Annotated in this window: 9 protein-coding genes; 3 read left to right on the forward strand and 6 right to left on the reverse strand. The window is 53.4% G+C overall.

Translation table 11 applies throughout. From position 1 onward, the window contains the following. Positions 1-140 precede the first annotated feature (140 nt). Entirely contained in the window at positions 141-2,639 is a 2,499-nt protein-coding gene (locus tag FRD01_RS05900; RefSeq protein ID WP_249756045.1) for a response regulator, read from the reverse strand. 143 nt (positions 2,640-2,782) lie between these two features. Here FRD01_RS05900 and FRD01_RS05905 point away from each other — a divergent pair, with 143 nt between their 5' ends. Then, positions 2,783-4,267 (forward strand): RCC1 domain-containing protein, encoded by a 1,485-nt coding sequence (locus tag FRD01_RS05905; RefSeq protein WP_146958468.1) that lies wholly within the window; start codon positions 2,783-2,785, stop codon positions 4,265-4,267. Here FRD01_RS05905 and FRD01_RS05910 read toward each other — a convergent pair. Further along, positions 4,251-5,078, reverse strand: a complete 828-nt coding sequence (locus tag FRD01_RS05910; RefSeq protein WP_146958469.1) for a methylated-DNA--[protein]-cysteine S-methyltransferase — start codon at positions 5,076-5,078, stop codon at positions 4,251-4,253. The two genes, FRD01_RS05905 and FRD01_RS05910, sit on opposite strands and share 17 nt — an antisense overlap. A 146-nt stretch (positions 5,079-5,224) precedes the next feature. On the opposite strand from FRD01_RS05910, the gene FRD01_RS05915 reads away from it, so the two are divergent. Together FRD01_RS05915 and ric are read left to right on the forward strand one after the other, a co-directional pair. Beyond that, positions 5,225-6,343 carry a hypothetical protein gene (locus tag FRD01_RS05915; RefSeq protein ID WP_146958470.1) on the forward strand — a complete coding sequence of 373 codons (1,119 nt, stop codon included), beginning with the start codon at positions 5,225-5,227 and terminating at the stop codon, positions 6,341-6,343. A gap of 91 nt (positions 6,344-6,434) precedes the next feature. Next, positions 6,435-7,106, forward strand: a complete 672-nt coding sequence (gene ric / locus FRD01_RS05920) for an iron-sulfur cluster repair di-iron protein (RefSeq protein WP_146958471.1) — start codon at positions 6,435-6,437, stop codon at positions 7,104-7,106. 6 nt (positions 7,107-7,112) lie between these two features. Here the strand turns inward: ric and FRD01_RS05925 are convergent, their stop codons facing one another. The 4 genes from FRD01_RS05925 to FRD01_RS24210 all read right to left on the reverse strand — a co-directional run bounded on the left by FRD01_RS05925 (position 7,113) and on the right by FRD01_RS24210 (position 14,153). Continuing rightward, positions 7,113-8,855 carry an N-acyl-D-amino-acid deacylase family protein gene (locus FRD01_RS05925; protein ID WP_146958472.1) on the reverse strand — a complete coding sequence of 581 codons (1,743 nt, stop codon included), beginning with the start codon at positions 8,853-8,855 and terminating at the stop codon, positions 7,113-7,115. Positions 8,856-8,947: 92 nt separating this feature from the next. Beyond that, positions 8,948-12,007 (reverse strand): efflux RND transporter permease subunit, encoded by a 3,060-nt coding sequence (locus FRD01_RS05930; RefSeq protein ID WP_146958473.1) that lies wholly within the window; start codon positions 12,005-12,007, stop codon positions 8,948-8,950. Continuing rightward, the gene (locus FRD01_RS05935; protein ID WP_146958474.1) at positions 12,004-12,873 is read right to left on the reverse strand and encodes an efflux RND transporter periplasmic adaptor subunit; all 870 of its coding nucleotides are present in this window, start codon (positions 12,871-12,873) and stop codon (positions 12,004-12,006) included. The genes FRD01_RS05930 and FRD01_RS05935 overlap by 4 nt, the downstream gene beginning before the upstream one ends. Next, positions 12,870-14,153, reverse strand: coding sequence for a TolC family protein (locus tag FRD01_RS24210; RefSeq protein ID WP_249756046.1), 1,284 nt, complete (start codon positions 14,151-14,153; stop codon positions 12,870-12,872). The genes FRD01_RS05935 and FRD01_RS24210 overlap by 4 nt, the downstream gene beginning before the upstream one ends. Positions 14,154-14,213: the final 60 nt, after the last annotated feature.

The following is a 14,213-nucleotide window of genomic DNA, read 5'->3' on the forward strand; positions in this document are numbered from 1 at the left end:
AGCAACAAAAATCTATTCATATCTTCCCTCAAGTTTAGAAGTGTTCCCTTCACGCCTGAGCATGCCAATCTTTGCCCCCAAGATCAACCCTTAGTAGCCAGCGCAACCATCGTTTTAGCGCCCGCAAGTACGAGAAAATCTCAGTTTTCAAGCACCCTAAATATCGTCGACTTAAGGTCGTTGACAGTAAATGGTTTGTACATAGCTGCCACCCCTTTTCCCACATAGGACCTCAAGCTCTCCGGCAACTTATGGTCTCCTGTCGTGAAGATGAACTTCAGATCTGGCCTTTTTTCGCGCACTGCCTCGAAGAGTTCAGCCCCGTTAAGTTGCGGAAGATGAATATCGGAAATCACCACATCAAACTCACCGGAGTCGATTTCCTCAAGCGCTGCTTGACCGTTCTTGACCCAGGTAACTTTGTGTCCCGCCTTCCTCAACGTCTGCGAAGTCAACTCACCCAAAATGAGTTCATCCTCAACAACCAGAATCTTGCGAGAACGTGTCATCACATCGAGTTCATCGGACGAAATCCGCGAAGGAAGGGTATTCAAATCCCCTGGTGTTTCTCGCAAACTTTCATCGATCAATTCCCGAATATTGGCCAAGAGGAGCTGAGAAGAGAAGGGCTTGTTGAGGAATCGATGACACTCTTCTGGGCGAGTTTCGTCGTCCCTGAGTCCTGTCACGCCAATCACCTTGACGTCCGCCTTCAGAGCCTTAATGGCGCGAATCATCGCCGGTCCATTCATCACGGGCATGTTCATATCCGAGACAACCAGAGCTAGAGCGTCACGATTCATCGCAAACTTCGACACGCCTTCCGCACCATTCTTCGCCGTGATGACCCGATATCCAAACTCTTCGAGAACCCCTTTGGTCACGGTCACAATCTGTTCGTCATCGTCGACCAAGAGTATGAGTTCGCCGCGGCCCCGCAAGCCTGTGTGCAGGTCGTCACTCGACGTGAGCGCTAGTTCACGTGTCGCAGGAAAACGCACGGAGAATAAGGCCCCTTCACCCGGTTTAGATTTCAATTCGATTTCCCCCCCCATCTGTCTAACAATTGAATATGTCGTTGAGAGCCCTAGGCCGGTGCCTTTACCAACGCCCTTCGTTGAGAAGAACGGCTCAAAAATCTTCTCATGCAAATCTTCTGGAATTCCATGGCCGTCGTCTTTGACATGGAGCTCCACAAAGTCTCCGCCCGCCTCGCGAGCGTTTCGCATCGTGAGCTGAATCGTCCCTTTTCCAGAGACCGCATCACGCGCGTTCACAAGGAAGTTCATCACGATCTGTTGAAGATGAACCTCATCGCCCATCACATTCCAAACATCGCCCTGCACGTCCCAGACGAGTTCGACATCGCGAGGAAAAGTCTCCTGCACGATCTTTCGCACATCATCCACAACCTTGGCCGGAGAAATTGAGACCTTCGCGCCGCTCGCGCCCTTTCCGAGTCCGAGAATTTGACGAATGAGTCCTGCTCCTCTTTTGGCGCTGCTCTCAAGGGCAGCAAGAGTTCCCTTGAGCTCCGGGTCTTTGACTCTGCTCTTCAGCACATCGACGGACATCAAAATCGGCGAGAGCACGTTGTTCAGGTCGTGCGCGATGCCGCTCGCAAGGTTTCCGATACTCTCCAAACGTTGAGTTTTGAAGAGTTCTTCCTGGAGATGCTTTTGCTCCGTGAACTCTCGCATCGTTCCCACAACACGAACCAACTCATCCGCTTCCATGACCGGATATCCGCGATCCCTAACCCAAACTGCGTTGTTGCCAGCCCCAATTCTGAACTCGAGCTCGTTGGAGTGCCCACGCTTGCGCTCTTCGAGCCCCAGTCCGACCCGCTCAGCATCCTCGGGATGAATCAGGCGCATCAGGTCTTCCCAAGACCCTATCTTGGAAAACTCCTGGCCCCAGAGCGTGCTGAACAAGGGGCTCGCGTAGACCAGACCACCCGTCTTAGCGTCTTGGATATAGAAGACCTCCTGAATATTTCTGGCGATCTGCGAGAATCTCCGCTCGCTTTCTTCGGCATCATCCAAAGCGCGTTGTTCCGAGAGCCAAGCCTTTTCAAGGGTGTTGATCACAGCTCCAATCGCAATGACAATCAACGAGTTGATGATCATATAGTTGGCTGTGATGACCACCCACTCCACTGTAGGTGGGACCAACCCATTCCCAAGAGGCATGCGGCCCATCGCCACCCAAGCACCGACTGCCATCATCCCCAAGAAATTAAAGAAAATCGCGACATAACCGGCTTTGCGCCCCATAAGGAGCGTCGCAAAAACCGAATACCCCATCATGAAGACCCCGGACACCGGCAGGACCCAGACCAACATGCCAATCGTGAGCGCATACAAAACTAGCAAGAAGCCAAATGCGCGAATTCTGAACGCGAGCCTACGAAACACGAAGAGCGAGGCGACGAGCATCATCGCTACTGTATCGAGCCAAACAACGCCCCACATCTCGTGCTTATACGCGAGCACCACACTCGGAATGTAGACTAGGATGCCGCTGTAAAACGCATACTGGACACAAAGGCTAAGAAGCCCTTCTCGCCACCTTCTCGGATCCCACCGTAAAGACCAACTATCCCCGCTCATCTCGGATTGCTCTTCCCCGTTCTTCAAATCACCTCCGCTACGACGAAGATTAGACGCTAAGGCGCAGAAAGACAACCCGGAACAAAGTGCACCAAAGGGAACTCGAGCCATTTTGACGCCGTCTTTGTCGTTATCGGGAACATTTTGAGCTCGATGTTGTCAATTCAATTATGACGAAACACCCTCCCCATATTTTCGGTCTTCTACTCGCGTTGACGCTGGCAATACTCGTTAACACGTTCACCAAAGCAGCCGAAATGCCCGCGCTCTTGGGACTTGAGGTCCCCGACTTCATGCTCTTGGAGGCCCAAGGATATCCTGGCTTTCGAAAAATATCGGTGAGTCGACACAACGCCTGTGGAATCAACGACATAGACCAAACAATCACGTGTTGGGGGTGGAATTGGACCGGCCAGTCACAACCACCAGCGCAAGCAAAATTCCTCGAAGTGAGCACTGGTCCAAAATTCTCGTGCGGCATCTTGGTAGATAACACCCTAAAATGTTGGGGCCTTGATGATGCCGGCAGAACCTCCCCTCCCAAGGGTAAATTCAAAGCCGTCACGGTAGGGGTGGACCATGCCTGCGCGTTGAACAATCAAGGAAAACCAAGATGTTGGGGAGAGTCCACTTTCTACCAACTCTACGAGGTACCCGAAGAGACACGATTCAAATCCATTAGTGCTGGACTAAAGCATACATGTGGAATTCGGCTTGAGGATGACACCGTGCAGTGCTGGCAGGCAGACCTTTACTCTGGAGCAGACCCTCCCAAAGATGTGAGGTTTCGCACCATTCGCGCAGGCACTCAATCCACATGCGGAACACGATTGGACGATGGAGTCTTGACCTGTTGGGGGAGGCCAGTCAGGGCATCAAGAAAGCTTCCTAACCTCTTCGACAAGAGCCCCATCGACGTACCGCTACAAAGCATTAGCGACGGTTGTGGGCTCACGTCGGCCGGCACAATTCGTTGTTGGCTGCCTCGAAAACACCTTGAAGCTTCGCCACCTCTATTCGAAAAACTCGACGGCTCATGTGGTATCGCCTCCGGTTCAAAAGCACTCTATTGTTACCGCAACGACTCGACCTCCAGTTGGAAACGCGTCTCAAAGCGAAAATTCAAGGAGGTTTCTGGAGGGTCCGCGAGGTGCGGTATCCGCGCCGACGACTCGGTGATCTGCTTTAACTTGTTGGGCCGAGGGAGTCTTGAAGTCACCGACGATGCCTACAGGAATATTGTGGCCGCCAGGCGCTTCGCCTGTGCCATTCGGAAATCGGATTCACGAGTCAAATGTTGGGGTAACACCGAGCTCCCAGAGACTCAACCACCAGACACAGCATTCGATAGCATCAGTGCGGGTGAGAGAAGAGTCTGTGGCATTCGTTCATCAGATTCGCAGATCGAGTGCTGGGGCCGTAGCGGAATACAGATACCCACGGGAAAATACAGCAAGGTATTAAGTTGGTTCGGTGTTTGCGCGATTCGAGAGGATAAGACGGTTGCATGCTGGGGACACCAGAGGCTAGCAAACGTGCCCAAGGGGGAGTTTAAAGACTTGAGTATGGGTTTAAGCCAGGCTTGCGCATTGACCTTGGAAGGTGAACTGATTTGCTGGGGAGAAGTTGTTCGAAACTTCAAACCGGGTCCTTGAGTTCGAGGGCCAGCAAGATTCTCTTTCTTTCAAGCCCCCAATGGTAGCCGCCAAGGTCCCCATTTGAGCGCAGGACTCGGTGACACGGTATCAAGACCGCCACAGGGTTCGCCCCGACGGCTCCGCCCACAGCGCGGCTCGCCCGGGGGCTCTGAACTTTCTCGGCGATTTCCCCGTACGATGAAATCTCACCGCTAGGAATCTCTAGAAGTGCACGCCAGACGCGAATCTGAAAGTTTGTACCTTGCACATAAACGTGGATAGGGTCAGCGATTTCGCCACGGAATCCGGAAAAGATGAGGGCTGAAAGTTCCTCGGCCCGGGTGTCGTCCCTGTACAATGTTGCACTGCACCATTCCTTCTTCAGGCGCGCAAGAGGCCCCTCATCTGACTCATTATCGAGGAAACTCAACGCGCAGATTCCACGGGGCGTGGCTGCAATTAGCGCAAGACCGAGGGGCGATTCAGCATAACCCCACGTAATGGTCAGATCAGCCCCAAGTGTTCGAATCTCGCCGGGCGTTGCTCCGTAGACATTCACCGTCAAATCATGAAGTCGACCCGGCCCAGAAAGTCCCACATCGAGGCTTGTTTGAAGTACGTTCTCTTGGCTCAGGAGCTTCAGTCGAGCCTTTTCCGCTACAATAGCTTGCGTAAATCGTTTGGGAGAAATTCCGGCCCAACGCGCAAAGAGTCTCTGCGTCTGAAACACGCTCAAGCCTAGGAATGTGGCGAGCTCTTCGAGCCCCGGAGGCGTGTGCCTCGAGTCTAAGAACTCAATGGCGCGCTTGATGGTTTCATAATCTGACATGACTGACTCGTGGTACCGACTTCTCGAAGACTACTACTCAGCCCAAACATAACCACCCGATTCTTGCACTTGAACAAAATCGATGTCGATTCGTCCTTACACGAGTACACGGCCTCATTGGGCTCTGAAATTACTAAGGTCTTGAAATGAAATTTTTGATCGCAATTGCTCTCCTATCGCTTTCCAGCTGTGCGGTTCATCACCACCATCACTACCCCGATGCACCTCAAACATCGGCAGAGCCTGAGTACGGAAACACCGACGAACTCTATGCCGACGAACAAGATTACGTTGACGACGACGAGGAACCCGATTCACCCGCGGTGGCCTATCCGGAAGACATGCCGGAAGAGGAAGCTGAACCTACGACACACCAACCAGAGTATCCGCAATATGAGCCGGAAGAGACTCGGACTGCGAACCAACCGAAAGTGCCTTCGGTTCTACAAAATTGTGATGTCGAGAACTTTGAGACCGGTTGGATAGTGGCCAAATGTGGTTCAGCTGAACTCTTCGTTCAGACAGGTCCAGCGGCCCGCGGAAGCTACTATGAACTCTCAAACTTTGCGGCCACGTACGCGACGATGGTCACTAACCAAGAGACAGCCTACTGGGGAAAACGCAGCGCTATCAGCGTGAATGGGGCTCGTGGAGAATCCACCGAATACCAATTCCGAGCCATGAAACCGGGGCTCTTCGGAGGGGGCACGGTTGATAAGGATGGCGAAATCATTGCTCACGGCATATTCACCACCGCCAAGACCCAACACGGGAAGGCGGGAATGCTCTGTTTAACCTACGGTTCTGCGGATAAGGCTTCGTGTCAGCGATACTTCAATGCGTTGGGCAAAGACCTCAAGGAGCTCGGACGCAAGAACGGCCCCGTAATGGTCGGCGGCGTAGCCCTTCGAAGTGAGGGCAAGTGCCACTTCCTGCGTCCTCGCGAACTTGCGTGCTCCAATGGTTCTCTGACGTGGCAAGGCGGGTCGCGCCAAGCACTAGAGAACCTGGTAGAAACCACCATCGCAAAGTGGACTGATGACCACGGCATTGCTGGGTTTTACAACCCGCATCTTGTCACAAAATGCACAATTGCCGGCCAAACAAGCACCTGCCATGAGGTTCGATTCCAAGGCGTCATGAGTACACCTGCCGAGATCCGGCATGCGACGTTGCTCGAACACCAGAGTCTTGCGGTGATGTGTACCTACTCTACTCAGGAGTCTGCTCCTCCACCGTGTACAAAATTCTTCGGCAAGTCCTGAGGGCATGATTCAGATCACAATAGGTGAAACCAGACTTGGCTAGGCTCCGCGCCGTGGCACCACGCCACTAATATCATTGAGGAGTCCAGATATGCTGAGCAAACGAGCAACCGTCAACGAAATTGCCGCTGAATACCCAGTCAGTACCCGAATCTTTCAGCGCCACAAGATTAACTTCTGCTGCGGAGGCAGTGTTCCACTCGCAGAAGCATGTGCAAACAAGGGTATCGAAGTTCAAACGGTGGTGGCTGAAATCGAGCGTGAAATAGAACTCGCAAGCCCCGAGGAGCTTGAGACATGGCTGAACAGGCCCACGGGTGAGTTGATTGAGCATATTCTGACGAAGTACCATCGCCCTCTCGACGACGCTCTGCCGCACTTGGAGTTCCTTGCGACCAAAGTGGCTCGTGTTCATGGCGAACTCGACCCTACCCTTCTGGATTTGGCCTACAATGTGGTGCAACTCAAGGAAGAGCTTGAGTCACATTTCATCAAGGAAGAACAAGTCCTCTTTCCCGCGATTTTGGCCGGGGAGGCCGAAAAGCTGGCGTGCCCAATCGCCGTGATGCTGCGCGATCACGAAGACGCAGAGCGACATCTCGAAGCGATTCGAGAGCTCACCCACGATTATCAAAAACCACCGCACGCCTGTGGTTCATGGCGAGCCTTGTGGGATGGACTCTATGAGCTCGAACGGTCACTTCAGGAACACATTCACTTGGAAAATACCGTACTTTTTCCTCGGGTTGGTCCACCGGCTTAAGTGCATCTACGGGCTTGGTTCTCCAACCCGCAGGAAGGAACCAAGCCTCTTGGCACCCAAGTCTTCTGAGAATTGGCCGCGCTCATACACAACGTGGCCCGAGATGAGTGTCGCGACTACAGCGTCGTCGTTGCGACGAACCATTCGTTCCAAGCCCCCCATCATCTCCATCGGTGCCTCATGGTACCCGCCGAGCGAGTCGTCTAACCCGTCTGGGTTCACAATGACAAGGTCCGCGCGATCGTCCGGACAGATATAGCCCGCATCAATTTGGTACCAATCGGCGAGTTCTCCAGTCACTTTACGAATCGCCTTTTCGATAGGGATGACGGGCGTTTTTGCACGTTCCGCATCCCAAACGGACTTGAGGTAGTAGAGGGCAAAATTGTAGAATGCCATATTGCGAACATGCGCACCCGCATCGGAAAAACTCACGTGGACACTCTTATCGCTGGCGAGTTTCACGAGCTTTTCAGACCGGTGATTTGCGATGGTGGTCTTCCACCGAAGCTTAGTTCCGTGCTCCACTACGAGGTCCAAAAACGCATCTACCGGATGTAGTTTTTGTTCATCTGCAACTTCGCCAAAGGTCTTTCCAACCCAAGTTTCATCGGGGCATTCCACAATAGTGGCATCGTAGAAATCGCGATGCCAAACTCTGGGAGACCACCGCTTTTCATAGTCTCGACGGAACTCTCTCCGATAGTCCTCGTCTTTGAGCAGCTCGTTTCTCTCCAGCTCATCGGCGAGGTGCAGTGCGGCCTCACCTGCCCCAAACTCTTCGAAGACCACAAGGTCCATTCCGTCCGCATACACTTCAAAAGGCATGGGTACCGTCTGCCACTTCAGGTCCGCGCCCAGAAGCTTGTTCCACCAACCCGTGGTGGTCGTCACAAGTGTGGACAGCCACGGATCGGCCTTGGTATCAGCTGCCGAGATGAGGGTCACCTTGAGTGGGCGCCGAACCCAAAAACTGGCCGTTTCAGCTAGAAACGCAAAAACATTGTACTTCGTCGTGATATTGGGCGCGCTTTGAAGGATTCGCCCACGCTTCCTCAGTATCTTGTGGAAATGCCGATATTCAGCCCAGGTCGCATAGGTCGAGGGCAATTTGCTGGACGTAAACCGCTCGCCGCCAACCTTGTCCCAGGGGTTGGTCATGGTGGACATCCCCAGATATCCCGCGTCGAGCGCCTCGTTAAGCCAGGCCTCCATTTGCGCCAATTCCTCTTTGCTCGGCCGAACACTTGCGTCCACCGACCTTCCAAGCCCCATCGCAGCGCAACGCATATCCGAGTGACCCAGGAAACACGCCACGTTTGGTCCAAGCGGCCTACTCTCAAGTCCCTCGATATACTCCTTTGGAGACGTCCACGTTTTGTACTTCTCCAAGGCTGGGAGCACGTGTTCACGCGGGAGCGCTTCGACCCTCGTGAAGAAATCCGCGCAATCTTCGGGCGGGCTCAAAATGGTACTCAAGGAACAAGACCCGATGCACACCGTGGTCACGCCATGCCTGACGGACTCGTGCAGTCCCGGGCCAGCCAAAATCTCAGCGTCATAGTGCGTATGGGTATCCAGAAACCCTGGCATTACCCAACACCCTTTGGCATCAATCACCTTGTCGAATTGCGCTTCATCAACCTCGTCTGCAAACTCATGAATCCGGCCCGCCTTGATGATGATATTGGTCCTGAAACCGGGTTCACCCGTTCCGTCGAAAACTAAACCATCCTTGACGAGAATCATGATTCCTCTGTGCGACTCGGGCTCTGAAAACATTCGATTTACACAAGTATAAGGAATCGCGCCTCTTTAGCCAATTGTCAGCTTTATTTGGGTCATGTCAAAGAGGGGCTCTTCCTAAGAATCTCACTTAGACGATCAAGGAAGGTATACACCACGGGAATTACGATGAGGGTTAGGAACGTGGACGTTACGAGGCCCCCAATCACAGCAACGGCCATGGGCGCTCGAACCTCACCGCCAGAAGACATTGCGAGCGCTACTGGCATCATTCCTCCAATCATGGCCGCGGTCGTCATGAGGATTGGTCTAAGGCGGACGGTACCGGCTTTGACCAAAGCCTCGAACCTATCAAGTCCCTCAGCCCTCAACACGTTGGTATAGTCCACCATCAAGACGGCATTCTTCGTCACCAGACCCATCAACATGATGAAGCCAATCATAGTGAAAATACTCATTGGCATGCCAAAAATGACCAGCGCTCCGAACGCACCGATGAGCGAAAGCGGAAGAGAAACCATGATAGTTAACGGATGTATCCAACTCTCAAACTGCGCGGCTAGAATCAGATAGATCAGAACAATCGCTAGAATCAACGCCTCGATCATGTAGCCAAGGGTCTCCTCGAGGTTCTTTGATGTACCCGAAAGCGCACCCGAGACCCCATCGGGACTGACTTCTTCTACTATTGTCCCGACCTCCTGCATGGCAGCACCTAGCGCAATGCCATCCAAGTTGGCGAAGATTGTGATTTGGCGCTGACGGTTCATTCGCTCGATCTGGGCAGGCCCCAGTGTATCTTTGACTTCCACGAAATTCGAGAGTGGGACGAGCTGACCTGTCTTTCGCGACCTGACCTTCAACCCCAAAATTTGGCCTGGATCGTGCCGCAATGACTCATCCATTCTTACCTTAACCTCGAATCGCTCTCCATCAGTCGCAATTTCGGTAGCCTTGTCTCCTGCGTAGAGCATCCGAATCGCCAGTGCGATATCTGCCACAGGCACACCGAGGTCTGCGGCACGTACGCGGTCGATAGCAACGCTTAGCTCCGGCTTTCCAGGTCGAGAAGACTTGTCTACATCTACATAGACTCCGGCCTCTAGCATTCGGTCGATGACTCTATCAGCCGTCGCATCAAGGCTTTCCATATCATTTCCCTGCAGCACGTATTGCAGAGTGGCCTGACGTCCGGAACCGCTAGAGACGTTTGCCAACGGTTCAATGGCGTATGTCCCTGGAAACCCACTTATCCTCTCTCGAAAGTACCGAATAGCTTCCTCCTGAGAGAATTCGCGCGATTTCGAGTCGAGGATCTCCACGTGAATCGTCCCCTTGTTGACCTGCCCCTGAACCCCGCCTCCAATGGTAGCAAGCGTAAGTTCAACGCCAGGAGACTCCCGGATAGTAGACGCGACATCTTCCATGATCTGAATCGTGTCCTCCAATCGCGTCCCTGGAGGATATTCGGCAAACACGATGAACTCACCTCTGTCTTCGGCAGGCGTGAATTCCACGGGCAGTTTCGTGAAGAGTCCAAGGGAGAAGACAAATGCGCCTAGCGCCAGCGCCAACACCACAAAAGGATGAGAAAGAGATTTGCGAGCAAGCGCCTCGTAGCCTCGATCCAACGCCTCAAGAATACGTTCCAAAAATGCACCTATTCTTCCGGGTTTGTGATGGGCTTCTTTGAGGACACGGGCAGAGAGCATTGGAGTTAGAGTCAATGCCACAAAGAGAGACATCGCCACGGCAAACGCTACCGTGAGTCCGAACTGAAAGAAGAATCTGCCGATGATGCCTTTCATCATGGCAACCGGAACGAACACAGCCACGATCGAAAGCGTGATGGCGAGCACAGCAAGCGCAATCTCTTTGGTGCCCTCCTGTGCCGCCTCCCAAGCAGACTTTCCCATCTCCATATGGCGGTGGATGTTTTCAATGACCACGATCGCGTCATCGATGAGAATTCCGATGGAGAGCGTGAGAGCCAACATCGTCAAGGTGTTGAAAGTAAAGCCCATGACATAGATGAAGAAGACTGTGGCGATGACCGATGTTGGCAGAGCAAGCGCCGAAACGAGCGTTGCTCGCCAATCTCTCAGGAAGAAGAGGATGATAAGAATGGCCAAGATCGCGCCGAAAACCAGGTCAAACTGAACGTCACCGATGGTTCGCTCGATGAAAACCGAGTTATCGACCGGCATGTCCAAAGTCCAACCCTCAGGCAGCGCCCTGGTAATCTCCTCGACCTCGGAGCGCGCATTCCGCGCCACTTCGACTGTGTTGGCGCCGGACTGCTTGGTGACCGTGATGGTCACGGCTGATGTTCCATTTAGCGAAGCGTGCGAGCGCTTCTCCTCAGATGTATCGAGGACTTTCGCCACGTCGCTGATCCTCACCGCACGCCCGTCTTGGGAAGCGATGATAAGCTGCCCGATTGCCTGGGCTGAGTGAACTTCACCCACGGTCTTCAGGCCAAACTCGGTGGTCGCAGTGATGATACGTCCACCCGGCAACTCCACGTTTTGAGCCTGCAGAGTGCTGGCAACGTCAGTCACGCTCAATCCGAAAGATTCGAGCGCAATTGGATTGATATCGACGTGAAACTCCCTTTCACTTCCACCCACAATATCAATATTACCGACTCCCTGGATCTTCTGGAGTCTCGCTTTCACCTCATCTTCCGCGAAGTTCGTGAGTTCTCGGGTCTCGACAGGTGCGGAGAGCACGAGAGAAATGATGGGCTGAGCCCCGAGGTCAAGCTTTTGGATAACCGGGGCTTCTACACCTTCTGGAAGCTGAGCAAGAATTGACGCGACCTTGTCGCGAACATCCTGAGCTGCCTGGTCACCGTTGACCTCTAGCGCGAACTGAGCAACGACCACGGCCACGTTTTCCGAGCTCGTTGAACGCAATTCTTCGAGACCACTTACCCCGTTGATCGCCTCTTCAAGCGGTTCAACAACGCGAGATTCAATCGTTAAAGGGTCAGCTCCAGGATAAACAGCCGTGACCGTTACCACCGGAACATCCACATCGGGGTAGAGATCGACACCAACTTTGTTGTAAGCCCAGCCACCAAAGACAACGAGCATCAACATCAAGACGCTTGTGAATACGGGTCGGCGAATCGTTAAGTCAATGAGGTTCATCGCTGGCCTCCGATTGTAGCTTCAACGAACATTCCCGGTCTGAGTTCTAGGTCTGTATTTTCGAGTTCCATTAGTGCTGCAAAGGACCGGGTTCCCGGCTTGATTAAGGGGTTGATGCTCTCCACTTTCGCGTTCAGGGACTTTCCTGCAGACGGCACTCTGAGCGTGATATCTTGTCCAATGGTCACCCGGGCAAGGTATGACTCCGGAACTTCTATCCTGGCGCGAAGTCTCGAGATTTCGGCGAGCTCAATCAGTGCCGTTGGACCTGCAGCGGCAAAGTCGCCTTCCGAGACGGCCACCCGTGTGACCACCGCATCGTACGGCGCCGAGACTTTGGAGTCTGACAACATGTTTCGTGCCATTTGCACTCCAACTTCTGCCTCGGCGACCCCGGCGCGAGCAACCTCAAGTTGACCAGAAATCATGTCAAAATCCGCCTGTGTTGCCGCGTTTCGGTCGAGGAGTTGTTTGGCACGATTAAACTGTTTTTCAAGCATTGCGACTTGCGCTTCGCCACGTCGCCGCGCTGCTTCAGCTTGCCGAACTCTGAGTCGATAGGTCGCCGGGTCAATTTCAACCAGCACATCGCCTGCTTTGACGACTTGGCCCTCCTCAACCAAGACCTTTTCAACAACACCACTGACCCCCGCAGCAACTTTGGCGTCCCGATAGGTCTCGACTGTACCGGCGAGCGTGAGGTTTGTGTTGATATCACCAGTACCGTTGGCAATTTTACCAATGTTGGGTGTCTGTACTTTCGGTTTGGCAGGTTCGACGTCAACAGGAAGAGACACCTTTTCGCCTTCACCTCCGCATCCCCAAAGCACAAGAGCCGCTAATATTATCATGGTTCGAATATTCATCTTAAACTTCCTTCAACTAAGTTCTTGCGAGTCAACGGTCGACCCAATGCCCAAATCAATTCACTTCGATGGACAAGAGCCTGATAAAAAGCTGCGTCACGGTTATTGCGTGCTTCCGTAAGGGCGGTTTGCGCAGATAGCAGGTCGGTTGCCGCAGTCTGACCTGCTTCAAATCGCTCGGTCTCTACGCGATAAGCTTCTTCAGCTTGCGTAGCAGCGACGCCGGCAACCTCGTAGCCTTTCTGCGCGGCAACATAGTCGAACCACGCTTTTCGAATCTGCAGCCCAATCTGATGTTGCGCCTGAGTTCTTGCTGCCTTGACTTTGATCGAAGTAGCCTCTGCGGCATCCACCGCTCGTGAAGTCCTACCCCACTCGAAGAAGGTCCACTCCATGGCAGCCCCTACAAAGAACGTGTTTTCTCCCGCTAGCCCCTGGCCCTGAGCATGTTTTGCCTGCGCCAACGCCACTACGTCTGGATAGTAGTTGGCACGCTCCAAGCCCACACCTAAGTCGGCCTGTTGAATGTTTTGTTCCAGGCTCTTGAGCTCTTCCCTATTCCTCAGTGCCTCGTCGACCAAGGTGTTGATGTCTGTTTCTGGAGCAAGCATCTCCGATGGCTCTATCGCTGCAACATCAAGCCCGGGCATGGAAGCGCGTCCCATCGCCACGGAAAGCGCAGATAGAGAAAGAGAAACATTAGCCTCCGCCTCAAAAACACTCTTCTTAGCCGCAGCCAGCGCCACATCGAGTCTCAATTTGTCCACATTCTGGGCCGCGCCAAGCTCCACCAAAGTCTGAAGTCGCGATGCCTGGGATTCGAGCTCGGCGACCGAAGCTTCAGCGACCTCCAAACTCTTCTTTGCCTGTACCACTCGCCAGTAGGCCACCACAGCGTCTTTCTGGATGCGCCGAGTTAGTGCGTCATTTTGTGTTTTGGCTATCGACTCATCCAGCTCCCTAACCTGAGCAGCAAGATAGACGTCCCATAGCGGAGACAGCGGCTGAGTTATGGTAAGAGACGCGTCCCATGTAACCTGGTCGCGAATACTCACTGTTCCAGAATTCAAGAAGCCTGAGATAAGGGCTTCATACTCGTTCGATGGCTCAGGAAGCGGTGGTATACCCTCGGCAAGATTCATTTCTATGGCATCATTCCAAACCTGTACGCTAGCCGCTGCTTTCAAACTCGGTCCATAGCTGGCGCGAGTTCTTGCACGGTTGGCCCTGGCGATAGCTACGTCGGCATCGGCGCCTTCAAGTTCAGGATGCGACTCCACGGAAAGCCGAAGAACGTCCTCTAGATTCAGAGATTGGGCAAATGAAGGGGAAGAAAAAAG

This window comes from Microvenator marinus, from assembly GCF_007993755.1.
GTDB lineage: Bacteria > Myxococcota_A > Bradymonadia > Bradymonadales > Bradymonadaceae > Allomicrovenator > Allomicrovenator marinus.

What these genes read in the sequence shown, in the direction of transcription:
- FRD01_RS05905 (WP_146958468.1), top strand. Translation starts at nt 2,783, where the DNA reads ATGACGAAACACCCTCCCCATATTTTCGGTCTTCTACTCGCGTTGACG.
- FRD01_RS05910 (WP_146958469.1), bottom strand. Translation starts at nt 5,078, where the DNA reads ATGTCAGATTATGAAACCATCAAGCGCGCCATTGAGTTCTTAGACTCG.
- FRD01_RS05915 (WP_146958470.1), top strand. Translation starts at nt 5,225, where the DNA reads ATGAAATTTTTGATCGCAATTGCTCTCCTATCGCTTTCCAGCTGTGCG.
- ric (WP_146958471.1), top strand. Translation starts at nt 6,435, where the DNA reads ATGCTGAGCAAACGAGCAACCGTCAACGAAATTGCCGCTGAATACCCA.
- FRD01_RS05925 (WP_146958472.1), bottom strand. Translation starts at nt 8,855, where the DNA reads ATGATTCTCGTCAAGGATGGTTTAGTTTTCGACGGAACGGGTGAACCC.
- FRD01_RS05930 (WP_146958473.1), bottom strand. Translation starts at nt 12,007, where the DNA reads ATGAACCTCATTGACTTAACGATTCGCCGACCCGTATTCACAAGCGTC.
- FRD01_RS05935 (WP_146958474.1), bottom strand. Translation starts at nt 12,873, where the DNA reads ATGAATATTCGAACCATGATAATATTAGCGGCTCTTGTGCTTTGGGGA.